Source organism: Coleofasciculus sp. D1-CHI-01, assembly GCF_040218875.1.
Taxonomy (GTDB): Bacteria; Cyanobacteriota; Cyanobacteriia; order Cyanobacteriales; family Coleofasciculaceae; genus Coleofasciculus.
In genome coordinates this window covers 1-25,599 of sequence record NZ_JAVJQP010000169.1, presented here as the reverse complement: position 1 = coordinate 25,599, position 25,599 = coordinate 1, and the positions used below count along the sequence as shown (strand labels likewise).

Genomic DNA, 25,599 nt, shown 5'->3' with positions numbered 1-25,599 from the left:
ATGGAGACACTATCCTATTTTCTGCCCCAAGTCTGGTTTGCGATTTTAGCCCTGTTTCTCTTCCTCTACGTGATGCTGGATGGATTTGATTTAGGGGTTGGCATTTTATCTGTTACCTCTTCTACTGAGGAACGCCGGGGTATTTTAATGACCAGTTTGGGTAATGTTTGGGATGCCAACGAAACCTGGCTGGTGATTATGGGCGGGGGTTTGTTTGGTGCATTTCCCTTAGCCTACGGCACGATTTTAACTGCCTTGTACATCCCAATTTTATTCATGGTTTTTGGGTTTATATTTCGGGCGGTGGCGTTTGAGTTTCGCGAACAAGCGAATCGTAAGTTCTTCTGGAATTTAGCCTTTGGTGCCGGAAGTTTTAGCGCGGCATTAGGTCAAGGATTTGCTTTGGGGGCTGTACTATCGGGGATTACGGTTGATGAAGCGGGTCATTTTATTGGCGGCACTTGGGATTGGCTCACCTGGCAATCGGTTATCGTAGCATTGACTTTAATTCAAGGGTATGTGTTAATTGGCTCAACCTATTTGGTTCTGAAAACAGAAGGAGAGTTACAAGCTACCCATTACAAAACCGCTAAAATTGCCGCGATCACCACGCTAATTGGCGCGATTGTGATTACGATTACCACGCCCATCTTTTATGAGTATGCGCGATCGCGTCTTTTTTCTCAACCCCAAGTTTATATCTTCGCCGCCATACCCCTACTGGGAATTACGCTGATTTGGCTACTCTGGAGAAGTCTGAATCGACAGGAAGAGAGAACGCCATTAATTTGGACGATTCTACTGTTTTTACTGACATTCCTGGGATTAGCCTTGGTTGTGTTTCCCTACATTATCCCCACTCAGATCACCATTTATGAGGCGGCGGCTGACCCCAGTGCGCTGGTGTTCATGATCATCTTTATCGGTGTTCTGATTCCGATTATGTTGGCATACAACATCTATCAATACATCGTGTTTCGAGGGAAGGTCACAGGTGAACATTATGGAGAATAGCGGGGCTAATTTTTCACAATAAGTCTGCCCAACTCCGTAATGGAACCGAATAAAACCTATGTAGGGGCGACCCGCTTGCATCACTAAATAACCCAAGTCCACTCAATTGGATCGGGTCGCCCTTTACTAACAGATACGTTTTGAACTTATGAAAAAAAATTCCAATCAACCCAATCCCAATGACGCCGTTTTAGGCGGACAAGGTTTGCCATTAAATTCTGGTGTGCTGGGTGGATTAGAGGGAGTTAAACAACGTTTGACCAGTGAGTCTGAAGAAATCCGAATGGCGGCTTTAGACGAGGCGCTCAACTATGGTCAGCCTGGGAAAGACGTGCTACGCCAAGTGGTACAAAACGAGACAGGTGATTTACAGTTCAAAGCCTATAATTTACTCTCTGAACAGGTTTTTCAAGCTGAAACAGTATGGAAAATTCAGCGGTTAGGACGCACCTATTCCGTCTGTTTAACTCAAGAGGGGACAAACTTTACCGGACATTATGTAGATATCAATAATCCCAGTACGTTTAACGGAGAAGTGGTAACAGGGCGAGGAATTACCCTAATTTATTTCATCCAAGAAACTCCAGGAAACGGCTACTATGCGGTTCATGCGGGAAGATTAACTCAACCCGATCGCTTTGATGGACATTGGTACGATACGGCGAGGAATGTAGGACAGTTTACCCTCAGCCGTTTAGAGTGATGAGCTGATGCGATCGCGAAATTATATAATTAACTTGACGTTCAATTTCCGTGTCGTTATCCTAAGTAGTACAAAAGTATTGTCGTGAGAACACCAGTTCTGTACACCTTTTCCTAACTACACCGACAACAATTGTAACCGATGACAGCCAATTCCAATCAACCCAATCCCAATGACGCCGTTTTAGGCGGACAAGGTTTCCCATTAAATTCTGGTGTGCTGGGTGGATTAGAGGGAGTTAAACAACGTTTGACGAGTGAGTCTGAAGAAATCAGAATGGCGGCTTTAGACGAGGCGCTCAACTATGGTCAGCCTGGGAAAGACGTGCTACGCCAAGTGGTACAAAACGAGACAGGTGATTTACAGTTAATAGCCTATAATTTACTCTCTCAACAGGTTAATGAGAAAGAGAAACAAGAATTACAAACTTATTTGCCTCCAGAATTACAAATTTATCTCAAGTTTGACCTTGAAATTGACACGAAAGAATTAGGGGAAGCGATTGAGCGAGCCGTCGATCGCGCGTTAGGGCGTCGAGAAATAGCCAGTGCCGATAGTCACGGTATTCTTTTAGCAGGCACAGCACCAATGCCTCCTCTAGCAGGCACAGCATTGGCTCCTCCGGAAACAGCGGGTGTAATATCTGTAGACCAAGTTAATGATCAGGCGGGGAATAACTCTAAAGCTGAGATAGCTAACGATCCACCGACTAAAACGTTAGGTTTACTGAGACAATGGTTGAAAAATAAAATGAATCGACAGCGTTAATTCAATCAAATATTTGCTTCCCAAAATTAAACCCCGTTGTCTCATCGTTAAATTCCAAATAAATTCTCATTCTTTAAGGGAAATGGCTAATTCAAGAAAAGATAGAATACAGCCGAGTCAGGCAACACCAATACCGTCAAAAACGGCACACCCCAAAGACAATAAATCTTCACTCTGTCCTAGCGCTCCCCCTGATACTAAAGATAGCGTTGTCTTTGGTATAGTAGGTGGCACTGTTGACAGTCCACAAGTAGCATATCTGCGGGAACCTCAGCCAATAACGGATGAATTACTAGCATTATCTGAACCCGTTGATCCAACCGAAGTCTATCGAATCGCTGCTCCTTGCTGGGAACGGGGGTGTCAACATTTTGATGGACATCAATGCCATCTTATTCAACAAATTGTCGAAGGATTACCGACAATGGTGAAAGACTTACCACCCTGTCGCATCCGTCAAGATTGTCGATGGTGGCAACAGGAAGGGAAAGACGCCTGTCTGCGTTGTCCTCAAATTGTCCGCACGAATTATGGTATATCTGAAACCGTTAAAAAAGTCATTAAACCACACCGCGATCGCGAAATTATAGCGCTACGCGAAGCGGGAATAGGGAATGGGGAATGGGGAATAGGGAATGGGAAAATGTAGAGACGTAGTATGCTACGTCTCTACGTGATCAAGGGATTGACCCTTCGACTTGACGTTCAATTTCCGCGCCGTTATCCTAGGTAGTACAAAAGTATTATCAACGAGACCACCATGAGTGATTCAGCACAACCTCCACGTCGTCGCAGACGGCGAAATAGTGCATTTGACGACGAATCGAATCATTCCGATCAATCGACACAGCCGCAACACCAAGGTCAATTAACCCGAAGCGAACGCCAAGAAATTGTTGATCTTCTACGTCAAGAAAGCGCTGATAACTTTCTGCAACGAGCCAGAGAAATTGGACTCAATCCGGCAACTGACTTTGCTGAACTTAATTTATCGGGAGTCAATCTAAGTCATGCTAATTTTCAACGTGCTGATTTAACTGGGGTCAATTTATCTCAAGTTAACTTGAGTAATGCTCACTTGAATCAGGCTAAATTGACTAACGCCAACTTACAGCAGGCAAACTTACAACGAAGCAATCTATCTTCCGTCGATCTAAGCAGTGCTAATTTGAAAGAGGCAAATTTGAGTAATGCTGACCTCAATAATGCCAATTTAAGTCAGATAAATTTGCAACAGGCTGATTTAAGCAACGCCAATCTCAACGATGCTAATTTAAATAATGCCAACTTAAAAGGAGCCAATTTCCAGGGAGTAACCTTCAATCAAGTCAATCTAAAAGGAGCAATCATTGACGAACAAACCCAACTGGCAGCCAGTTGGCGCAAGGTTATAGCTGTTCTCAACCAAACCCATGAGGATTTAGAGTTACAAAATCTTGACCTCAGTCACCAGAATTTTTCAGGATTTAACCTAGCGGGGGCTAACCTGCAATCGACAAAACTCTGCCAAACAAATTTTCACCATACCGATTTGAGTCAAGCTAACTTGAGTAATGCTCACCTGAATGACGCTAAGTTAACTAACACCAACTTACAACAGGCGAACCTACAACGAAGCAACCTATCTTCCGTCGATCTAAGCGGTGCTAATTTGAGAGAGGCAAATTTGAGTAATGCTGACCTCACTGGCAATCCTAATTTAAGTCAGGCAAATTTACAACAGGCTGATTTAAGCAACGCTTATCTCAATGGGGCTAATCTAACTGATGCCACTTTAGAAGACGCTAATTTACAACATGCCCGTCTTCACAATCTCAAACTGCAAGGAGCAAAATGCGATCGCGCCAACTTCCAAAATGCTCGCTTCCCTCAAGAAGATGATTTCAGCCACATTAGTTTTAAGGGAGCCAATTTTGCGAATGTATCCTTGTACAAGCTAGACTTTAGCCATTCTGACCTCAGCAATGCCAATTTTGAGCAAGCACACCTGAGTCAAGTCAATTTCTCTAACGCCAACCTCCAACAGGCAAACCTACAAAAAGTCTATCTAGGTCTTGCAAATCTGAGTCATACAAACTTAAAGGGAGCAAATTTACAGGGAGCAGAACTATCGGAAGTTCGTCTAGAAGGAACTATTATTGACGCTCAAACGCAACTCGATCCTACTTGGCGCAAGATTTGGGCTATTTTCAATCATCAAGTTACAGAGGATCTAGATTTAAGCAATGCTAACCTCAGTAGCCAGGATTTCCAAGGAATGAATCTTGCTGGGGCGAATCTTCAATCTACAAGGCTCTCCAGAACCAATTTTCGCAACACAAATTTGAGTGGAGCAGATTTGAGAAACGCTAGCTTTGATCGAGAATTGTGCCTTGCAGGAGCCAATTTAACTGATGCTAACCTAAGTGGCTTGAATTTGCAATTGATCAACCTATCAGGTGCAAATCTTCAAGGAGCAAACCTCAATCGGGCAACACTTAAAAACACTGATTTATCTGGTGCAAATCTTCAAGAAGCAAATCTCGACGGAGCAATACTTAAAAACACTGTAATTAACTCAGCAACCCTACTCGATCCTAAGTGGCAATTAGTCTGGGAAATCCTGAATCATAGTCAGTGTGGACGGGAATTGAGTGGAGTCGATCTGAGTAATGCTGACTTGATATCCGCAAACTTGGAAAATGCCAACCTCAAAGGTGCTAATTTAGCGGGAGTTGATTTGAGTAAGGCAAACTTTCTCGGAACTCAGATTGATGAAACGACGAATCTTGACCCAATGTGGCGCAGAGCTTGGGCTGTGGTTAATTCTCCTCTAGATGCGGAATCCTCAAATTATGTGATCAGGAAAGTGATGCCAGCCATTCTCGAACCTTATCGCGATCGCATCGAAGCAACTGCTAAACCCTATCTGGGGATTCACCTTGTTCCTGACGATACTTTAACCTGGTGGAGTAGCAAGTTTCCGGGAGAGCAAATCAGTCGGGCTGGCTTGCCGTATCTACCCAAAGGAATGAGCTATCCTCAAACACCAGAAGGGGAATATTTGCATCTGTTGATTCAGATTAATTTTGCCGAAGCGCCATCTATGGAGCCATTTCCACGGCAGGGGATTCTTCAGTTTTTTATTGCCGATAGTGGCTATTACGGTTGTCTCCACGAACACTATAGTGAATTTGATAAGACCGACTGGTTTCAACAAACAACCTTCTGTATCCGCTATTTTCCTGAACCCGATCTGAATGAGGCAAATCTGGAAACCAACTTTGACTTCTTGCCCGACAAAAACCCAGAGCTTAGAGATCTGGACGCAGTAGCAGAATTTAGTATTGTGGGCGCGTATCCCCCCACTTGTTCAGCCATTCAGTGGTGGTCTGGATATGAATTCATGCCAACAGTGGACTATCAGTTTTATGATGTGCTGTTGCATGACCTCGATCGGAGGGATATTGAGGCATTTAGAGAAGCCTATGAAGAAGCCTATGATTCTTGGGGAGAAGCGTTTGAAGTAAGGACTAATGAAGAAACGACTACAAGTAAACCTGAAGATTCTACCAGTTATACTCACATATCTGCCAGACTCGGTGGCTATACTCTCTTTCCCCAAGAAGATCCACGGGAGTATTCGACGGATTTCGAGGGACTTGACGGCCCACTGGATACGATACTGCTCGAAATAAATCTATCAGGAGAAGTTCTTTGGTTTTACATACAGCAATCGGATTTAGTCCGGCAGGACTTTTCCCGTGTTTATTATGTAGTAGAAAACACACTCTGATGTAATTGGCTTGACGTTCAATTTCTGCATTGTTAAATAGTGCAAAAGTATTGCTGTAAACCCATTACGAGTAGTTCATAACAACCACCATGTCGTCGCAGATAGCAAAGTAGTTCAATGAATAATGAATCTGGTCAGCCCGATCAAGCAACACAGCCGCAAAGCCAAGGTCAATTAACCCGGAGCGATCGCCAAGAAATTGTTGATCTTCTACGTCAAGAAAGTGCTGATAATTTCCTGAAACGAGCCAGAGAAATTGGACTAAACCCTAAAACTGACTTCGCTGAACTTAATTTATCGGGAGTCAATCTAAGTCCTGCTAGTCTGCAAGGTGCTGATTTAACTGGGGTCAATTTATCTCAAGCTAACTTGAGTAATGCTCACCTGAATCAGGCTAAATTGACTAACGCCAATTTACAACAGGCGAATCTACAACGAAGCTATCTATCTTCCGTCGATCTAAGCGGTGCTAATTTGAAAGAGGCAAACCTGAGTAATGCTAACCTCAGTCATGCTAATTTAAGTCAGACAAATCTACAACAGGCTGATTTAAGCAACGCTAATCTCAACGATGCTAATTTAAATCATGCCAACTTAGAAGAAGCGAATTTAGAAAATGCCAATTTAGCCGCCATTAAACTGCAAGGAGCTAAGTGCGATCGCGCTAATTTTCAAGGGGTTCGATTTTATGATCAATCCAAATATCCACATCATCAGACTTACAATCTGAGCCAGATTAGTTTCAAGGGGGCGAATTTTGCGAATACGTCTTTGGCTGGACTAACTGGAATAAATTTGAGCAACTCTGACCTCAGTCATGCCAATCTGAATCATGCTAATCTCAGTGGGGCTAATCTGACTAATGCTAATTTAGAAGGGGCAAATTTAGAAAATGCTAATCTAGCTAAAATTAAACTGCAAGGAGCTAAGTGCGATCGCGCTAATTTTCAAGGGGTTCGATTTTATTACGAACATCAATACAAAGCTTGGGATTTAAGACAGATTAGTTTCCAAGGGGCGAATTTTGCGAACACTTCTTTATCTAAACTAAACTTTAGCCATTCCGATCTCAGTCATGCCAATTTTCAGCAAGCGCAATTAACTCAGATCGATCTGAATTATGCCAACTTAAAAGGAGCCAATTTCCAGGGAGTAACCCTCAATCAAGTCACCCTAAAAGGAGCAATCATTGATGAACAAACCAAACTGGCTGCCAGTTGGCGCAAGGTTATAGCTGTTCTCAACCAAACCCATGAGGATTTAGAGTTACAAAATCTTGACCTCAGTCGCCAGGATTTGTCAGAATTTAACCTAGCGGGGGCTAACCTGCAATCGACAAAACTCTGCCAAACAAATTTTCACCATACAGATTTGAGTCATGCTAACTTGAGTCATGCTGACTTGACATCGGCAAACTTGGAAAATGCCAACCTCAAAGGTGCTAATTTAACTGGAGTTGATTTGAGTGAGGCAAACCTTCTTGGAACTCAAATTGATGAAACGACGAATCTTGACCCAATGTGGCGCAGGGCTTGGGCTTCCGTTAATACTCCTCTAGACGACGAATCCTCAAACTATGTGATCAGGGAAGTAATGCCAGCCATTCTAGAACGTTATCGCGATCGCATTGAAGCCACAATTAAGCCATATCTGGAACTGAAGTTAATCCCTGATCAAAACCTAACCTGGTGGCAAAGTAAATTTGCAGGTTGGCAAAACAGGAAAGGCGGGTTCCCCTATTTGCCCAAAGGAGTTGACTATCCCAAAACTCCAGATGGAAACTATCTGCATCTATTGGCACAAATTAACTTTGCCGAAGTCCCCCATCTCGAAGGTTTCCCCAAACAAGGTATTTTGCAATTCTACATTGCTGATGACGAGTCTTGTGGTCTTAATAAGAATTTTGGTACTCCCTATTCAGAAGATGCCTTTGAGCAAAATCGTTTTCGTCTTCTGTACCATAGGTAACTTGATTTTAACGAAAACCACCTAACAACCGATTTTAGTTTTCTGCCCGAAAAGGATGATCATTCTCATCTGAGAGAAATCTATCCGAGTGAATGTTCAGCGATTCAATGGGCTAAAGGATATGAACCTATTTCCCTAGACAATTATGATTCTTACCCCCGTCTTCTGCCTGAAGTATGTAATGATGATGAATGGATTGAGGATGAAATACATGTAGATGATTTACGCGAGGAATTTGAGGAAGCTTGTGGGTGGAGGTTTCAGGGAGCAAACTGTGATATTCAGATGGGCGGACACACCTGCTTTTTTAGTGACGATCCCCGTGATTACCTGGATTCAAACGAAGACCCTTTTGACACACTGCTATTGAAGATTATGCTTGTAGAAGATGGATCACTTTACTTCTATATTCAAAGTTCAGCTTTAGCCAGATGTGATTTCTCAAGAATTCTGTACGCTATGGCTTGAAGAGAAATCCTTGATCGGAATTGCACGGTTGCTTTAACCCCATAATCGTTGCAACATTATCAATCATAATCCCGTTTGGCGCACAGCAGCTCGTACCCACCTGTTAACCTTAAAGCTAATTATGGTCTGCTGTTGGGAGTATTTGAGTAGGGAGTAGGAGGAAAGGAGGAAAGGAGGAAAGAACAAAACGGTAGTGCGTTAAGCGAAGCCATGCCGCAGGCTTTGCGTCTCGCTCGCTATGATGCTAGGTTTTTCACAAATCCTATCTTATTTTCTGGCACTCCCTCAGCAGAAAAACTCCTGAAAAGCTTTTAAATATAAGGGTTTTCGACTTGTGCAGCCAGCCCTAATTACTTTCAATTGTATGTCATTTCCTGATTTTATCCTTGTAGTGCGAGCCAGAGATCTCGCTACTAATACCCAATTTAAATGCATGACAGCTTATCGGTATGCCAAAGAATGTTATGCTTTTTTATATCCAAAATTCTGCTTTAGCCCAACAGGATTTCTCGCTAGTTCTGTACACCTTTTCTTAACTACACCGACAACAATCGTAACCTATGACAGCCAATTCCAATCAACCCAATCCCAATGACGCCGTTTTAGGCGGACAAAGTTTGCCATTAAATTCTGGTTTGCTGGGTGGATTAGAGGGAGTTAAACAACGTTTGACCAGTGAGTCAGAAGAAATCAGAATGGCGGCTTTAGACGAGGCGCTCAACTATAGTCAGCCAGGTAGGGATTTGCTACGCCAAGTGGTAAAAACCGAGACAGGTGATTTACAGTTAAAAGCCTATAATTTACTCTCTAAACAGGTTGATGAGAAAGAGAGACAAGAATTACAACATTATCTCCACATTGAAATTGAAATTGACAATGAATCTAGTCATCCAGACAAATCGACACAGCCGCAACACCAACGTCAATTAAGCCGAACCGAACGCCAAAACATTGTTGATAGGCTACGTCAAGAAAATGCTGATAACTTTCTCCAACGAGCCATAGAACTTGGACTCAATCCCGCAACTGACTTGGCAAATCTCAATTTATCGGGAGTAAATCTAAGTCGTGCTAATTTGAAAAATGCTGAATTAAATGGTATCAAGTTATCTCAAGCTAACTTAAGCAAAGCTCACCTGAATCGCGCTAACTTGACTAACGCCAATTTAAAAAAGGCGAACCTACAACAAAGCCGTATGTATTTAGTCGATATAAACGGTGCTAACTTGAAAGAGGCTGATTTGAGTAATGCTGACTTGAGAAATGCTGACTTGACATCGGCAAACTTGGAAAATGCCAACCTCAAAGGCGCAAATCTAACAGGAGTATATTTGAGTGAGGCAAACCTTTTCGGAACACAGATTGATGAAACGACAAATCTTGACCCCGTGTGGCGCAGGGCTTGGGTTTCCGTTAATGCTCCTCTAGACGAAGAATCGTCAAATTATGTAATCAGGGAAGTAATGCCAGCCATTCTAGAACGTTATCGCGATCGCATTGAAGCCACAATTAAGCCCTATCTGGAACTGAAGTTAATCCCTGATCAAAACCTTACCTGGTGGCAAAGTAAATTTGCTGGTTGGCAAAACAGTCGAAGCGGGTTTCCTTATTTGCCCAAAGGAGTTGACTATCCCAAAACTCCAGATGGAGACTATCTGCATTTACTGGCACAAATTAACTTTGCCGAAGCGCCTCATCTGGAAGGCTTTCCCAAACAAGGTATTTTGCAATTCTACCTTTCCATGGATGATTCTAGGTATGGTTTTCCAGATTCAGAGGATGTATTTGAACAAAAGCGTTTTCGCATTCTCTACTTTAGAGAACCGGACTTTAACGAAGAGAATTTGACGACCGATTTCAGTTTTTTGCCGGAAAAAGATGATGATTTCCTGCTTAGAGACCTATATCCGGATGAGTGTTCAGCCATTCAATGGACTAAGGGATATGTACCTATTTCCATTGAAGATTATAATGCTTTCGACCGTCTTTTCCCTGAACTAGGTAATGACGGAATGACTGAGGTTGACATGAACGATTTGTATGCGGAATTAAGCTATGCTTCTGAGTGGATATTGGGTGGAGCGAATTGTGATATTCAGATGGGGGGATACCGTTATCATATTTCAGATGACCCTCGTTGTTCTTTGGATTCTGAAGAAGACCCCTTTGATACACTGCTATTTGCCATAAGCCTTTTACAAAGTGGTTCAGTTTTCTTCTATATGCAAAGTTCAGCTTTAGCCAGATGTGACTTCTCAAAAATCCTGTATGCTATGGCTTGAATAGAAATCCTTGATTCTAAGCAAGATCCCCGACAACTTCTACGAAGTCGGGGATCTGTCTATATCCCTCAATTGAACGAATTGCACCATTCCAGCACTCGATTCCACGCCCACCAGCAGTCAGGATCATGGTAGTCACTCTGACAAACACGAGAACTAATATAACCGACATGACCTCCCTGTTTTGTCACCCTTAAATCAATCGCGGGATTATCCGCACAAATCCCTTGTAAGTCGGGAATAATTGTCGGGTCAAACATCGGATCATCGGCGGCATAAAGAATCAGCGTTGGTTTGTTTAAATGAGGTAAAATATACAGCGCACTCGTAGCATCATAATACTCGTCCACCGAGGAAAACCCCAATCGCTTAATCACTAGCTCATGATCAAATCCCCAAATACTGTTTGCCCGTTCAACCGCTTCTGGATCGATGTCTTGGGGATGAGCCTGATAGAGACGCCATGCAAGTTGTTTCAAAGTCCGTGCAACCGCTTGTTCTAAATACCGCCCCCAGGGATGGTTTAACAGATACGTCAGAGAACGGTTAGAATCCAGACTGGGACAAATAACCGCACTACCGCCAATCTCTGACTCATTTAATCCTACCGCTTCGGAATAGGCGATCGCCTGGGCTGATTTAATCCCCCAAAGCGCTAATTGTCCGCCCAGTGAATAGCCTGTAAACCAAAACGGCGCGGGACATCCCATGGCTTTTGCTTGCGCCGCAATCAGAACAAAATCATCACCCTCGTACAAACCATCGGACATTAATGTTGGTGACAACAACGCTGTTTTTCCATGGGCTCGCCAGTCGAATAGCACCACCGCATAGCCTTGAGCAAAGGCTTTACGCCCCAATAGTCTCAGATACCATTGGTTCTCCAGATCCCCGGTAATTCCATAAGTTCCGACAATCGTACCCTTAGCATGTTCGGGAATGGCGACAATCCCAAAAATCGGTACATTGTCAGCGCCGCGAAATATTTTCTCCTGATAGGGAGGTTCTGGAAAAGGAATCGTTGCTTCCCAATCCCTAGACGCCCTAAACGCCAGGTGCAGGGTCATCGCCATACCAGAACTTAACCACCATGGGGAATGAAAGTGTTTTTTGTCATTCGTCATTTGTCATTCGTCGATTGTTTTTTCATGATTTATGATTAAGATTCATTATTGAAACAATATAAATAAGCTATGAAACGTCGAAATATTTTAAAGTATACAACAATCGGTGCGGCTGGTGCTAGTCTAAACGCCTGCCGTAAAAAAACACCTTTAATCCCATCCAAACCTGATCAACCCATCATTAATTGGCGCATGGCAACAAGCTGGGATCGCTATTTTGAAATCCTGTTTGAGGGCATTGAAACATTATGTCGCTCCGTTAGTACGATGACGGAGGGGCGCTTTACGATTACCCCCTATCTGGGTGGTGATTTAGCCCCACCTCTAGAAGTGTTTGATGCGGTGTCCACCGGAACGGTTGAATGCTGTCACACGAATACGTTCTACTCCTTCCAGAAAAGTCCTGCCCTCGCCTTTGGCACTACCCTTCCTTTTGGTTTAAATGCTCAACAGCAAAATGCTTTGCTCTACAAAGGGAAAGGATTAGATACGTTACAAACGATATTTTCTGAGTTTAATCTTATCGGATTTCCGGCTGGCAATTCAGGGACGCAAATGGGGGGATGGTTTCGGCGAGAAATTAATACCGTTGCGGATTTAAAGAACCTGAGAATGCGGCTACCTGGGCTTGGCGGGCAAATTATGAGCCGCTTGGGTGTCAATGTTGTAACGATCGCAGGTCAAGATATCGTACCAGCTTTGTTAGAAGGAAGCATCGATGCGGTGGAATGGATTGGTCCTTATGACGATGATACGCTAGGACTACAGAGAGCCGCCCCTTACTACTATTATCCAGGATGGTGGGAACCCGGAACCACGTACATGGTGCTGGTCAATCAGGCAGAATGGAACAAACTCCCCTCCGATTATCAAGCCATTTTCCAAACAGCGGCGGCTGAAGCCAATTTAAAAACGTTGGCTAGATATAATGCCGTCAATGGTGAAATTTTGGAGCGATTTCTGTTAGGAGGAACAAAGTTAATGCCCTTTAGCCCAGAGATTTTAGACACCGCTAGGAAAACAGCATTTGAACTCTATGAAGAAATCGCGAGTCAGGATGCTACATTCCGAGACGTTTACAGTCAATGGCAAGCTTTTAGTGAGCAGCTTTTTGAATGGAACAGAGTCAGTACGTTGAGTTTCACGGATTTTGCGTACACAACTATTGATAATTAGGGCTTGCTGCACAAAGCCAAAACCGCAAAGTCCATCAATGCTTTGAGATTTATTGACAGAGGGTTTGATTCAAGGAAATCGGGTAGTATTCTTCATAAGTATGGCATCACCTTGCTCAGGAAAAATGTATCCTTGCTCCTCCAATCCCACAGATTCCATTAATTCCGTCCAACTGGTAGCCACGGCGGGATTATTGGGTTGGGTGTGCTGAAGTTCCACTAATATAGTGAGAGCATCGTACCAAAATCCTTCTTTGGCATAGAGAGACACTTTTTCTAAGGCAGTGACATTCTCTAACTGTGGCTGTAACGGGTTACTAATTGGGACATGTTCCACCCAACCACCCACAACCCAGTCTTCCATGCGATCGCTCGGATTACAAACGAGGGCAACTGTCCAGTAGTAAGGCTGATCTGGGGCTAGAGAGGGTGCTGTATCCGGTAAGCCAACTCTAACCAAACCCGTTTGAGACACGGGGACACTCACCTGATAAATCCCGTTCATTTCCTCGTCAAACAGGCTAAATTCCATGGTTTGGGCAGTGGTTTGGGGGATAGATACGAACAAATTGGGGCGATTGCTTTGAGATAACCCGATATGAGATCCGGGCGCTACAGCCGTGAAAGAACCCGAGTTTGCCGATGGATTGGCTAAACAAGTGAGCTGCACCGGACGGGAACCGCCACCAACTGTACCGCCACGGGGCGCATTTCTACCGGGGGGAGGGTTAAAGCTAACAGTAACCGGAGAATCTGCCCAAACTTTCGCTGTCCTAAATGGCGCTACCACCACTGACAAGGATAAGAATACAGATATCATTCTCCTGGAGGATGTAGTCATTATCATAATTTTTGTAAGGGTTTTAAATCTAGTCTGACACATCAACTTTTTTTCTGGACTAAAGCCAATTTCCGACCAAAATAAATGGTGCCCAGAAGTAAGGATGGCTCGACTCTGGTTGTTTGAGTAAATGCAGTTGAGCGCGTCTTACCGCTTCCGATTTTGTGATGTTGGGAGTAAAAAGTTCTTTGTAGAACTGTTCCATAAACGTTGCGGTCGATTCATCACTAACCGTCCAAAGAGTTGCCAGGGTACTACGCGCCCCTGAACGCACCGCTACGCCAGCAAGTCCCAACGCGGCTCGTGTATCGCCTTTCGCCGTTTGGCAAGCACTTAGGACTAAAAGTTCCAGGGGAGGCGAATTGGATAATTCGCGGTTGGTTAATAATGTATTTAATTGTTGAACATCCAACCGTCCATCCCAAGTAAGGATAAATGTGTCTTCCGGTTTAGAGCTAAACTGACCATGAGTGGCGAGGTGGATAATGGAATAGGGTTGAGTTTTGACACCAGTTTCTAGCGCCTGAGTGGTGAACTGTTGATCCAGCAAAACGGTTGCTGAAACAGTGGCGTCAATGTCCTTAACTTCTTGCTTAACGCCGGGTAAAGCCGAAAAGTTCGGTTTACCTTCACTCAATCCCCCCAGTAACGCTTTAGACTGGCGTCTTGCTAAAGGTTCAGTTGTTAAGAGTTGTAAACTGGGCGCGATCGCAATTCGATATTGTTCAATTAAATACTGTTTCCCATCATGTAACGCCGCCATGGGTAGATTCCGCAGGGAACCATCCAGAACAAACACCAAGGTTTTAATCGATTGGCGGCTTAAATCTTTGGCGGCGGGTTGTACCAACCAGCTATAAATTTCTTGGGCAATGGATAATCGTTCTTCAGCAAAGGATGTGCGTCGAAAGGATTGGCGCATTCGGTTAATTGCCTCGTCTACTTCTGCTTGAGACAAGTTGGTGCTGTAATGCTTCAATGATTCATCGGGAAGGGAAAGAATTACTTCCAAGCGTGAATTAGAACTATCCCCAAGGGAATCCGGTAAAATAATCGGATAAATAACAGCTGCCGTCGGATCAATGCGATCAATAGCTTCCGGTTGAGTATCTAAGCAAGCTTCCCGAAAGAAATTAGCCAGTTCCGCTAGTTGCAGTGATTCAATTGTGGTTCGTGCTTGTTTCAGATTAGCTTGACTCACCTCCTCCCCTTTTCCTGGAATCGGTTGTAAGAGTAAATCAACTAATTCTCGATAAACAGGTTCAACCTGTTCCTGAAAGGAAAACTGCACATCTTGGTTAATTGCCACTAAATCTTGGCGTAGAGATTGTAGGGTATTAACGGCTTCTGTGTACGATGCGATCGCGCCGTTTTTATCTCCGGTTTTAAACAACAATTTCCCCATTTGCCACTGCCACTGATAGGCAATTTCTTCAGCCTGAATTGCCTCGGATAAACGGAGGGCTTTTTCAGTTAACCGTTTCGCCTCGTCCCACTGTTTTGTCTGCAAATAGACTTGTCCTAAACGCCCCAAAGCATAGGATTCAGCACGGGGATTTCCTAACTGTTTTGCCTGGGTTTGAGCCATTGCTAAGAGTTGAGCGGCTGTGGTAACATCCTGGGGATTGAGTTTAACTAGACTATCAGCTAGTTCAATTTGAGCGTAAATAGTGGTTTGACTTGGCGGTAACTTCGCCAGTTTAGTTTGAATCAGGGAAAGTAAGTCTTGAGCCTCTTGTAAGTGATTGAGTTGAACCAAAAGCTTAAGTTGACGGATTTGAGATTGTAGCTGAACCGGGCTGTTTTTGGCAGCTGCTTTTTGGTAATAGTCGAGTGCTGTTTCAGGTTGCTGTTGAGCTTCAGCAAGATTTCCTAAACTCAGCCAAGCTACTTGAATATCCCCAGTCGATTCCAGTTTTTGTGCCACGGCTAAACCTTGTTCTATGATTTTATAGGACGCCGTAAAATCGCCAGCAACGCGCAGCACGTTTCCCAAGTTTAGCAGTCCAGCCAGTTTGAGTTGGGAGTCAGATTGGTGGCTTAGGGATGCCTCAACCTGTTCTAAAGTCGTTCTGGCACGTAAGTAAAAGCCTAGGGCTTGTAAGGCTCTAGATTGGTTGAGTTTAGTGCCAATTTCACCTGTGGAATCGCCTAATTTTTGATAAAGCTTTTCCGCTTTTTTCCAAGTTTCTAGAGCTGTTTTAAATTGTCCCTGATTGAATTGTATTTGTCCTTGGTTGTTAATAATTTGGGCAACGATAAAGTAATCTGAGGATGAAGGGTAATTTTGGGTCAACATCACAGCTTGATCAATCACGACTTCCGCTTCTGTGAATTGTCCTAGTTGTTGATAAGCCAGAGCCAAATAACTAAGAATTAATCCTTGATCAAGCCTATCCCCTTGAGACTCAAACTCAGAGGCGGCGGCTTTCCAAACATCGGCGGCGGCTGAATATTGTCCACTTTGATAGAGGATTTGTCCCGTTTGGAGTTGGGAATCAGGTTGAGCTGCTATTATTTTAGGTGAAGAGAAGAAAACACGCGATCGCTCAAAATCCATGTTAAGGTTGTTGGTTGGGTTTTGTCTCTCAACCCCACTCTCACTTTTCGCCCCATGAACACCCACAGCCATCAGGAACCCCAATAGCGTACCAATAATGAATATCATTAATACGCTTTGGGAAAGTATTTTGAGCAAGTATCTGCTTAATAAATTCATGAGTTACTAAGTTACTAATTAAGGGTTTAGTCTCACCAACCGCCTTGGGTTGAAACCCAAATACCAACGCTAAAGTCAGAATAAAGCTGACTGGATAAGAGTTTGAGTCCACTTCAGTGGACTTGAGCTATAAGCCAAGAACTCAAGTTCTTGGCGGGTGTCGAGGCTTAGGACAAAGGTGCAAGATTTTAACGGGTTTAAGCTTCAATTCAAGGCTTAATTCTTAATAGCGTGATTTTCCTGACACTGTAAATAAGAAGAATTAGACGATATTTCCGCCGACGTTTCCGCCACCAATTGCACCGTTCCATCTGGCTGTTTTATCCAACCTGTAGCCTCAACTAAAGGAGTTTGAGTATTGAGTGTTGAGCTAACTTCCCCAGCTTCCCCAGCTTCCCCAGCCTCCCCAGCTCCCCTACTACCAGAAACTCGCCAATCAATCCAACCCGGAGCAGAATTCAACGCCTCACCCGGAGTTGGGGGTAATCCTCCTCGCCCAACCACAACAAAGCTATTATTTCGCGCTTGAGATGAGCAAGTTTGAGCAATTTGATTACTAGAATCAGTAAGCGTTGTCGGTAACTCGGCTAATCCTTTGGCTGGATCAATTCCTCGGATATCAATTTGCACCGTTCCACTAAACTCAGCACCCAAATCCGAAGTAGCTGTAATATCACTTAATCGAGTTAGTTGCTCCCGAAACTGAATACCGAAAATGCCTTGAGCAGTAACGCTGACTCGACCCCCAAAACCTTTTTCAGCATTCGCCGTAATGTCGCTATTTTCTTTAGGTACAGCAGCTAAAGTATCCGTATTAATCGTAATATTACCGCCATCTGCATTCCCTGCATCCGTACTAATTCGACTCCCACGACGCAACAAGATATTCTGTGCTTGCAGGTTAATATTTGCTCCTCCACCCGATGCTGTTGTGCCATCAATGCTGCTTTGATTATCAAGTGCGATCGCGTCGGCTACAACATTAATATTACCCGCCTGTCCCGAACCCAATGCTTGCAGATTCAGTGTTCCGCCCTTGTCCAGAATTAATTCTCCCACATTCAGATTCAATGACCCTCCATTCGCCGTCGCATTGGGATTAATTACGCGAGAGGCAATCCCTACAGAGGTTTGAATTTGACTATTAAATTCATCTTGACCCTGATTGCCAATTACCTCAACGAGATCGGCATCAATCGTGATACTTCCAGCATCGCCTCTACCTAAAGATGCTGTAGTAATCACGCCTCCATCTCGGAGCGTTAGTACAGGTGTAGAAATCATCATACTCCCTCCCCGATTCGCCGCATTCGCATCAGCCGAAATGAAACTCGGACCCCGACTCCCATTTGCATTTGCCAAAACACCAGAAATTCCCTCAATTGTGATTGACTCCGTAGCGTTAATCGTTAAATTTCCTCCGGGTCCTCCGGTTGTATTTAAAGGTTGGTTGCCAATCACAGCACCACTGGATAAACTAATACCACTTCCTCCAGCAATTCTTAACCGTTTGGTGTCAATCGTAATGTCCCCGGCTTGTCCATTTATACCGCCTGCGGTAGAACCAATTAAAGTAGCCACAGGGCTGCCATCAGGAGTACGCAGTACGTCTACCGATTCCGACGCTTTTAGATAAATATTCCCCGATGCACCGCGATCGCGAGTCACGCTAATCAACGCCGCACCATCACGCACAGTTAAACGTTCTCCCTCAAAGAAAATATCTCCTCCTGTACCCGTACTGCCTGCAATTGTGCCACTGTTCATGACAGAACCAACTAAATCGAAAACCCCAGCACGGATCATTATCTTTCCAGCATTGCCTGTACCCGACGTAGGGCTACCAAAAACACCTCCATTCTCTACCAACAATTTACCGGTATCAATCGTGATAGTTCCGGCATCTCCTATACCCGTTGTGCCAGTGACTAGCAGGATTTGGGGGTCAAACGGGTCGATCACTCCAAACTGTAAATACTGACCCACAAACAGTCGATAACGATCTGCTCCAATTCCCCTCATTTCTACAGAATCAGTCGCGTGGATATTGACCGCACCACCCACACCATTTCCGAGTGTCAGCGTAGAGATTTGGGAACCCCCGTAAACCTGAAATGTTTTAGCGTTAATATCAATACTCTGACCGTCACTATTTCCCAAAGTTAAAGCATAAACTTTACCCCCATTGAGACTGACTGTTTCCCCGCTAATCTCTACGCTGCCACCTCCCTCTCCCGTCGTATTGAGCATGGCTCCGTTTGATAGTTCAATCATGCCAAAACTAGGACTCTTATCATAGTTTAAACTCAGACCATCAGCCGTAGATGTAAACCCCACAAACCCAGCATTAGCAACACTACCTAGGATAAGTTGCCCCTCATTCGCCGTTAAATTGCCCCCATTGAGAACAATATCACCGCCAATTAAGGCTAAGGTTTTACCCGGTTGTACAGCTAACCCGACGTTATCGGAAATGGGACTATCTTCAGGCATTGTAGGCAGATTGAGGTTGGCTGGTGCCAATGCCGTAGATTGATTAATAATACGTCCAGGATTTGACCCAAACTGTAAACCAATGGGAGTATTAATCGTCAGTAGGGGTGGCGCTTGGGGATTGGTGGCACTAAAAGAACTCCCATCCGCTAATTTAATACTATTCGCTGTTGAGACAATAAACGAACCCCCGATATTTAACTGAGCATCATCTCCAAAAATAATTCCACTGGGATTAATTAGAAAGAGATTAGCATCAGCGTTAGCCTTAATCATGCCATCAAGTCGGGAGATGTTTCCCCCAGTAACTCGCGTTAGGATCGTCTGTATATCCTGAGCATTATTAAAATAGGCGGTTTGTCCGGTATCTACCGAAAACTGCTCAAAACTGTGAAATAAATTAGCACCTGATGCCGTACCCCCCGTAATCGTGAAGGTATCGCCATTAGGAGTAACGACAGAATTATCGGGTAACGTTCCATCCGGCACGATTTGCGCTTGCACGCTGAAGCTGGATACCAAGCAACAAGAGGTGATCGATGTCAGCGCCCAACAGGTACGGAACGCGATCGCGCCAAAATCAGTTGAATAAAACTTCATAGATTGATTATCGGTTACATCTGAGGATTCGGTAGATTCACCTCAAACAAACCGATCATTCCTTTAGGGGGAATGAATAGGCTTAAACTGAAGTTCGTAGCATTTATTATTATATCAAATCCACTTGGATAGCCGTCTTCTCTTTGCTGAAAATAAAAAACAACAGCCTCTAGGAATCCAGTAGGTTGGGTTGAAGCATGAAACCCAACATCCACAACGCTTACAGAGAATAACGCGACCCTTTCAACAAGATAGGGCGTGGGAAATGGAGAATGGTAACGCTAAGATCATCAAGGAGAAAACAATCGGGTTAAAAGTCGCTTAGCGAAACGCTTGGAGCTAGGTTTGGAAGATAGAAACCCGCCTAAAATTCGCCGGATAATCCATTGGTTTGCTGTTGGACGTAATAAATGAAGTAAGTGTCGAAATCCAAAGAAAAATAATCCAAACATTACCAAAGCAGCGATCAGCATGAAAGGAGTTTTCAGGAAAACTGGGATAAAGGGAATCACTAGCAGCATAGCAATCAGCAACGCCAATCCCAAAGCGAGTCCATTGATCAACCGAGTTAACGGCAAAAATGTACCCAAACGCAACTGACCCATGATTTCTTCAATTAACCAATAATGCGCCGCTGAAATCTGATGGGAAAACTTGGGACGTTCTAGACAATTGCGCTGGATTTGATGCATAATATCACCATCCATACCAATCACACTTCGCATCAGCGCCTCTTGGGAGTTTCCGCGCTGATAGTAAGTACAAAACGTTAATCCCGATTGCCAACGGTTTTCGTCATCAATGAGAGCGTAATATCGCAAATCTGTGAGTAATTGGCGGGAAAGCTTCAAGGAATCCCCCATCTGTTGAGCCTGTTGAATCTGATGTAGAATTTCTTTATCTAACGTGAAGCGAACTCCGTGAAACAGAACCTGAGAGCGAGAAATGCGTTCTACCTCGATTTGAATACAAGAGGCGATCGCTAAATCTTGGCGTGGAGAAAGCAGGTGAGACGGTGATGCTAAACGAGGATGCTGATTCATAAACGTCAAACCCTGTTTCCTTTGCCCTGCGTGCAGCGCTATACCTTATGACTTATGTAGTGTAGCTTTGATTAGACCAATAATAAACTCCAACAGTCCCCGCCATTGTCGTTCACTGGCGATTACTCCCTCTCGGTGAATTTGCAGAATAACCTCTTTCTGGGGATGGTGAAACAGGGATTGATCATAACGGTTGATCACATCGCCATCGAGTTGAATCACGGTTTGAGCGCAGATAGTATCCGTCGTGATCCTCCGTTGAATCATCTCAACTTGATCGGGTTGTTGAGAGACTAAACGTAGTACCGTCTGATTCCGATCATCCAAAGCGGCTTTGAGTTCCGCCAGTTTACGCAACCCCCGTAAAAAACGACAGTTCCCTAAAAGTCGTTGAATGGCAACAATTGTCTCTGGGCTTTTCAGATCCAGGGGATTGGGGAGACGAGTGGGAGTACGCTCAAAGTCATTCGCAAAACTGGAGTTATCCTCCTCATACACCGTCGGATCATGAAGTTCCGAGGTTGGATCATTCAACAGCCCCCGATACTCCCGTTCTAGGCTGGTACGTAACTCCAAGTAGCGATCGCGTAACGATTCGTGGATACCTTGTTGTTCTAAATACCCTGGCGAAATCGGATAAATATCCCGGTAGGCTTCCCAGGCAATAAACTTATGACCACTAATATGATCAACCACGATTGTATTCACTTCCAGCGCCGTGAAGTCGATCAGTGTGTCACCTAACGACTGCAAGAAATGATTAATGTTTCGATTCACACCCGAATTATTGCCTCGGGTTTTAGAGACGGGTACATCTGAATGCTCTTGTCGATTGCGATTGGTCATCAACCCACACCTTTTTAGAACACCTGTTCAGTCATCCAATCATCTACCGAAATTTCCCCAAAATGGAAACCTTCGTGACTCAACATTCAATTGTATCGCTCTACGGAATCTCTCCCCCAGCTTCCTCTGCTTCCTCTGCTTCCTCTGCTCCCAGACGTAGCATGCTACGTCTCTACATTGCTCCCCCTAGGGTTCATGTTTTTTATCCTTAAAGGGGCTAGGGGGTGGAGGCGGTGGTGGTTCTCCTTGCTGCGTTGACTTGGGTTTCTCCTGCCAATTCTCCTCCTCTGGATGGCTTAGGGGATCAAAATCATCCAGGGAAAATTCGTCCAAGGAGAGTTCCTCGAATTCATAATCCGGCTCATTCACATTTTCGGTTAATTGGTTTTGATCCCCCAACAAATCCATGGGATCACTTGATGATTCTGAGGTCAGTTCTTTTTCCTCAGACTCTTCGGGTAAAGCACCTAACCCTTCCAAAGGATCGCTGGTAGACTCAGACGTTTGGCTTTCACCCAAGTCTGACCATTCAATCTCACTATCAACCTCAGTTAAATCAGAATAGGGTTCAAGTTCCTCAACGGCAAATTCATCCCAGTCTTCCTGAATATTTAACGCTGAGGGGGACTCCTCAACAGGTGGAGGGGCGGCGAAGGGGTCAAAGTCTTCTACTAAATCACCCCAGTCTTCATCCGTATCCATCTGGGCAAAAGAGCGATCGCCTAATTCCGGTTCATCTACTACCCAGTCATCCCAGTCGGTATCGTCGTCAGTATCCTGGTTTAGTTCCTCTAAGGAGTCCAAACTGGGCATTTTTTTAGCCGATTCCGGTTCTTTCGGTTTGGGTTCAATGTCTGTCTGGGGTGGGATATCCGGTTCAGCCGAGGGGGGTGACTTCAATTCCTCAAGTTTCAATGTCCCCCAATCTTCGTTGAGAACTTGCCAGTCTTCCTCATCTAACTCCGCTTCGTGGCGATCTGATAGCGATTCTGGTTCTTCTTCTTCTTCAATGAATTCATCTCTCGCATCCTCATCAGTGATTGAGGACTCTTCATCCTCTAGCGGTGGGGGTGGAGGAGGGGGTAAAGACTCAAGCAAATCTAGCACCGAGTCATCCTCATCTTCTTCCTCGTCTTCTTCTTGTTCCTCCCAAGCTGTTGTTGTCTCTGGCGAGGGAGTCGATTCAGGAGAAACCTGTTCCTGAATATCCGGAGTCGTCAAATCTGGCGTTTGGGCGGTCAATTCGGCGGCTGCTACTCCCGCATCCGGTGGGGCGGCTGTCTCTTGCGGGGGAATGGATAAGGGCGGGTATTCTATCTCACTCAACCCTGTCTTGTCATGTTGCAGCGCAATTAAAATCTCAAATAGCTTTTGCAAACTTTTAAGATTATTCTCAACAAGCTGATTGCCTTGCGCCACCTGGTCTAAATGAAAGGGAAGCAGATCTCGATAGGGACCATTGCCGATAAACTGATCCCCAATCTCATTCGCGATCGCTCCCTCAATCGTATTAATTTGAGTCCGCAGGCGATAACCGGGTTGGGCGGCTGTTTCGGCGTTTTCCTCAGCATCAGATGCCACCCAGGTGGTAATTTTCAACTGAATGGCTTCCGCTAAAGCCCCAGCAAACGCTTCTTGAACTTTGCCTGCTTTAAGTTGTTGCCTAAAATCCTCACTCGACGCCATAATACACTCACCTGAATTTGGGCGATTACCAATACAGAAACTGCCAGATTTGTCAACCTCTATGTTCAAGATTAGGGTAAATTATCCTGACTCGAAGGCGACAGAGCTGGATTGCTCTCCCGAAGTTGCTGCTGGGTTGACTGTTGGGGTTGATATTGCACGCGAGTCAACACGGTAAAGAGTTGTTGCAAGTTTTCCAGATTATTCTGGATAATCTGGCGTCCTTCCTGAACTTGCTGGGTATGAAATTGGCGTAGTTCCGTGTAGGGACCATTACCGATAAATTGAGATCCTACCTCATTATCGATGGAGCCTTCCACAATATTAATCCGGGTACGCATACAGGAATTAGCCGCAGGCTTCTCTGTTTGTGGCGAATTGGCGGAAGCCACCCAGGTCGTAATTTCCAACTCAACCGATTCCGACAAGGCTAGGGTAAAGGCATCGCCAATGTTTCCTGACCTTAGTTTCTGTTTGAATTCTTCGCTGGTTGTCATATAATTAATCTGCTCCAGCTATATCAGCGTAATACTCAAAGTCCTTTGACTATAGCAAACTTCTGCCTCTACTCTCTACCTTCCCTGTTCCCTGTTCCTTGACTACCAAAAGTCTGTCACCTCATAACCCAGCTCAGTCAGCATCTGATACAACAGGGGTAAACTCAGACCAATAACATTACTATGACAACCGTCTAGTTTTTCGACAAATAAGCCGCCCCGCCCTTCCAGCGCAAAGCAGCCCGCGCATTTAAGTGGTTCGCCTGTCGCCACATACGCTTGAATCGCGCGATCGCTAACATTGGCAAAGTAGACTTGTGTTATCCCACAACGGACAATTGTTTTGTCCTGGGATAAGTCAATTAAGGCATGACCGGTATAGAGTTCGCCCACTCTACCCCGCATCATCTGCCACCGGGCGATCGCCTCTTGGGGATTGGCTGGTTTCCCGTGGATCTCACCCTGAATGCTTAACACTGAATCACAGCCTAACACTAGCGCATCGTTAAATTTAGGCGCAACGGTTTGGGCTTTGTGTAATGCTAACGTCTTGACCAACTCTACCGGATCAGTAACCTTAACCTGAGATTCATCAAAATCACTCTGACAAACGATGGGTTCAATGCCAACATTGTGCAATAAACGGCGGCGTGCTGGTGAAGCGGAGGCTAAAACGAATTTTGTCATTCGTCTATTGTCCTTTGTCATTCGTTACATTTATCTTGACAAATAACCCCTCATCTAGTAAACATTAAACGAACTAACGACTTGGGTAAACAAGTCTTGCACTTTATCCCAACGTTCTTCAGTAGTTGAAGCATTCAAGGTATAGAGCTTATCATGACTGATCACGGCTGTGGCTAGGTCATGCCGATTTTGACTGGGAAGTTTGACACTATATTCAAGAAGATAATAGGTTTTGTCTCCCGTATCGTGAGCTTTGGCATCGACTAATTCAACTTGACGATTGGAATTCGCCGCCGAAAGCACATTTTGCTGGAGTTGATAACCGACTTCCCCAGGCGTTCCTAAATCAGTGAGGGTTGTATTCTCTGGAACGGGGTTAATCACCACGCTGACATTTTCGGTTGGCTCGATCAAATCCCGAAATACGACATCGGGTCCATCAGTGACTTTAATCGGCACCCAACCATTCGGATAGAGAAACTCATAACCGTCAGCCGTATCGACATAGCTTTTCAGTCCACTAACGCCGACAGTGCAGCCATGCAGACTTAAGCTCAATACTAGCAGCAAAATGGCGGCAATGGTCTTGAGCATCTTTTTATCCTTTGAATTAGTGCATTCTTATTGTCTCATCTTCCGGGTACACTAATGATCAACATAGGTCATGTTGGCTTGGACAGGGTTAAGGTTATAGCACTACGCATTGAGGTTAGGACAATACAATTGGGTGAAAAGGCAACAGGCAACAGGCAACAGGCAACAGGCAACAGGGGTAAGGGTGGAAATGATTTCCTCTATGGCGGGGATGATCATGACCGAATTTGGGGTGATGACGGCGATGACCTACTTTGGGGCGGTTTAGGGGATGACACTCTCACGGGAGACGATTTCTCTGGGGGACAGGGTAGCG

At 44.6% G+C, this 25,599-nt stretch carries 18 protein-coding genes and 1 pseudogene; 9 read left to right on the top strand and 10 right to left on the bottom strand.

Annotated features, from left to right (window positions below; all coding sequences use genetic code 11):
* From RIB93_RS29325 to RIB93_RS29295, 7 genes and pseudogenes are all read left to right on the top strand, one after another.
* Complete coding sequence (locus tag RIB93_RS29325; RefSeq protein ID WP_446378331.1) at positions 1-1,014, top strand: cytochrome d ubiquinol oxidase subunit II; 1,014 nt, start codon at positions 1-3, stop codon at positions 1,012-1,014.
* Positions 1,015-1,162: 148 nt separating this feature from the next.
* Positions 1,163-1,717 (top strand): hypothetical protein, encoded by a 555-nt coding sequence (locus RIB93_RS29320; RefSeq protein ID WP_446378329.1) that lies wholly within the window; start codon positions 1,163-1,165, stop codon positions 1,715-1,717.
* 141 nt (positions 1,718-1,858) lie between these two features.
* Complete coding sequence (locus tag RIB93_RS29315; protein ID WP_446378327.1) at positions 1,859-2,485, top strand: hypothetical protein; 627 nt, start codon at positions 1,859-1,861, stop codon at positions 2,483-2,485.
* Between the two features lie 82 nt (positions 2,486-2,567).
* Complete coding sequence (locus RIB93_RS29310; RefSeq protein WP_446378325.1) at positions 2,568-3,134, top strand: nitrogen fixation protein; 567 nt, start codon at positions 2,568-2,570, stop codon at positions 3,132-3,134.
* Between the two features lie 111 nt (positions 3,135-3,245).
* Positions 3,246-6,260: a pentapeptide repeat-containing protein gene (locus RIB93_RS29305; RefSeq protein ID WP_446378323.1), complete on the top strand. Its 3,015-nt coding sequence runs from the start codon at positions 3,246-3,248 to the stop codon at positions 6,258-6,260.
* 117 nt (positions 6,261-6,377) lie between these two features.
* Positions 6,378-8,696: pseudogene (locus RIB93_RS29300) on the top strand (pentapeptide repeat-containing protein).
* A 560-nt stretch (positions 8,697-9,256) separates the two neighbouring features.
* Complete coding sequence (locus RIB93_RS29295; protein ID WP_446378321.1) at positions 9,257-10,978, top strand: DUF1963 domain-containing protein; 1,722 nt, start codon at positions 9,257-9,259, stop codon at positions 10,976-10,978.
* 68 nt (positions 10,979-11,046) lie between these two features.
* On the opposite strand, the gene RIB93_RS29290 is transcribed toward RIB93_RS29295, so the two are convergent.
* On the bottom strand, positions 11,047-12,102 hold the full coding sequence (locus RIB93_RS29290) for a YheT family hydrolase (RefSeq protein ID WP_446378319.1): 1,056 nt from the start codon (positions 12,100-12,102) through the stop codon (positions 11,047-11,049).
* 69 nt (positions 12,103-12,171) lie between these two features.
* Here RIB93_RS29290 and RIB93_RS29285 point away from each other — a divergent pair, with 69 nt between their 5' ends.
* Positions 12,172-13,278 (top strand): TRAP transporter substrate-binding protein, encoded by a 1,107-nt coding sequence (locus RIB93_RS29285; RefSeq protein ID WP_446378317.1) that lies wholly within the window; start codon positions 12,172-12,174, stop codon positions 13,276-13,278.
* 69 nt (positions 13,279-13,347) lie between these two features.
* On the opposite strand, the gene RIB93_RS29280 is transcribed toward RIB93_RS29285, so the two are convergent.
* The 9 genes from RIB93_RS29280 to psbP form a co-directional block, all read right to left on the bottom strand.
* Entirely contained in the window at positions 13,348-14,097 is a 750-nt protein-coding gene (locus RIB93_RS29280; protein WP_446378315.1) for a DUF928 domain-containing protein, read from the bottom strand.
* 79 nt (positions 14,098-14,176) lie between these two features.
* Positions 14,177-16,786, bottom strand: coding sequence for a CHAT domain-containing protein (locus tag RIB93_RS29275; protein WP_446378313.1), 2,610 nt, complete (start codon positions 16,784-16,786; stop codon positions 14,177-14,179).
* A gap of 267 nt (positions 16,787-17,053) precedes the next feature.
* Positions 17,054-19,930, bottom strand: a complete 2,877-nt coding sequence (locus RIB93_RS29270) for a two-partner secretion domain-containing protein (protein WP_446378311.1) — start codon at positions 19,928-19,930, stop codon at positions 17,054-17,056.
* Positions 19,931-20,220: 290 nt separating this feature from the next.
* A complete protein-coding gene (locus tag RIB93_RS29265) occupies positions 20,221-20,973 on the bottom strand; it encodes a hypothetical protein (RefSeq protein ID WP_446378309.1) in 753 nt (250 codons plus the stop codon).
* A 45-nt stretch (positions 20,974-21,018) separates the two neighbouring features.
* Positions 21,019-21,819, bottom strand: coding sequence for a hypothetical protein (locus tag RIB93_RS29260; protein ID WP_446378307.1), 801 nt, complete (start codon positions 21,817-21,819; stop codon positions 21,019-21,021).
* A 186-nt stretch (positions 21,820-22,005) separates the two neighbouring features.
* A complete protein-coding gene (locus tag RIB93_RS29255; protein WP_446378305.1) occupies positions 22,006-23,505 on the bottom strand; it encodes a hypothetical protein in 1,500 nt (499 codons plus the stop codon).
* 71 nt (positions 23,506-23,576) lie between these two features.
* Positions 23,577-24,002, bottom strand: a complete 426-nt coding sequence (locus RIB93_RS29250) for a hypothetical protein (RefSeq protein ID WP_446349209.1) — start codon at positions 24,000-24,002, stop codon at positions 23,577-23,579.
* A 102-nt stretch (positions 24,003-24,104) separates the two neighbouring features.
* Positions 24,105-24,689, bottom strand: coding sequence for a Maf family protein (locus RIB93_RS29245; RefSeq protein ID WP_446378303.1), 585 nt, complete (start codon positions 24,687-24,689; stop codon positions 24,105-24,107).
* Positions 24,690-24,743: 54 nt separating this feature from the next.
* Entirely contained in the window at positions 24,744-25,283 is a 540-nt protein-coding gene (psbP, locus tag RIB93_RS29240; RefSeq protein ID WP_446347704.1) for a photosystem II reaction center PsbP, read from the bottom strand.
* A 54-nt stretch (positions 25,284-25,337) separates the two neighbouring features.
* On the opposite strand from psbP, the gene RIB93_RS29235 reads away from it, so the two are divergent.
* Positions 25,338-25,599 (top strand): hypothetical protein (locus RIB93_RS29235; RefSeq protein WP_446378301.1); only part of this gene is annotated, 262 nt, incomplete at its 3' end.

Excerpts from the sequence above, each read along its gene's own strand:
- RIB93_RS29245 (WP_446378303.1), bottom strand. The coding sequence starts at position 24,689 with ATGACAAAATTCGTTTTAGCCTCCGCTTCACCAGCACGCCGCCGTTTA.
- RIB93_RS29305 (WP_446378323.1), top strand. The coding sequence starts at position 3,246 with ATGAGTGATTCAGCACAACCTCCACGTCGTCGCAGACGGCGAAATAGT.
- RIB93_RS29290 (WP_446378319.1), bottom strand. The coding sequence starts at position 12,102 with ATGACGAATGACAAAAAACACTTTCATTCCCCATGGTGGTTAAGTTCT.
- RIB93_RS29255 (WP_446378305.1), bottom strand. The coding sequence starts at position 23,505 with ATGGCGTCGAGTGAGGATTTTAGGCAACAACTTAAAGCAGGCAAAGTT.
- RIB93_RS29265 (WP_446378309.1), bottom strand. The coding sequence starts at position 20,973 with ATGAATCAGCATCCTCGTTTAGCATCACCGTCTCACCTGCTTTCTCCA.
- RIB93_RS29320 (WP_446378329.1), top strand. The coding sequence starts at position 1,163 with ATGAAAAAAAATTCCAATCAACCCAATCCCAATGACGCCGTTTTAGGC.
- RIB93_RS29260 (WP_446378307.1), bottom strand. The coding sequence starts at position 21,819 with ATGACCAATCGCAATCGACAAGAGCATTCAGATGTACCCGTCTCTAAA.
- RIB93_RS29295 (WP_446378321.1), top strand. The coding sequence starts at position 9,257 with ATGACAGCCAATTCCAATCAACCCAATCCCAATGACGCCGTTTTAGGC.
- RIB93_RS29280 (WP_446378315.1), bottom strand. The coding sequence starts at position 14,097 with ATGATATCTGTATTCTTATCCTTGTCAGTGGTGGTAGCGCCATTTAGG.
- RIB93_RS29275 (WP_446378313.1), bottom strand. The coding sequence starts at position 16,786 with ATGATATTCATTATTGGTACGCTATTGGGGTTCCTGATGGCTGTGGGT.
- RIB93_RS29315 (WP_446378327.1), top strand. The coding sequence starts at position 1,859 with ATGACAGCCAATTCCAATCAACCCAATCCCAATGACGCCGTTTTAGGC.
- RIB93_RS29250 (WP_446349209.1), bottom strand. The coding sequence starts at position 24,002 with ATGACAACCAGCGAAGAATTCAAACAGAAACTAAGGTCAGGAAACATT.
- RIB93_RS29285 (WP_446378317.1), top strand. The coding sequence starts at position 12,172 with ATGAAACGTCGAAATATTTTAAAGTATACAACAATCGGTGCGGCTGGT.
- RIB93_RS29310 (WP_446378325.1), top strand. The coding sequence starts at position 2,568 with ATGGCTAATTCAAGAAAAGATAGAATACAGCCGAGTCAGGCAACACCA.
- psbP (WP_446347704.1), bottom strand. The coding sequence starts at position 25,283 with ATGCTCAAGACCATTGCCGCCATTTTGCTGCTAGTATTGAGCTTAAGT.
- RIB93_RS29270 (WP_446378311.1), bottom strand. The coding sequence starts at position 19,930 with ATGAAGTTTTATTCAACTGATTTTGGCGCGATCGCGTTCCGTACCTGT.
- RIB93_RS29325 (WP_446378331.1), top strand. The coding sequence starts at position 1 with ATGGAGACACTATCCTATTTTCTGCCCCAAGTCTGGTTTGCGATTTTA.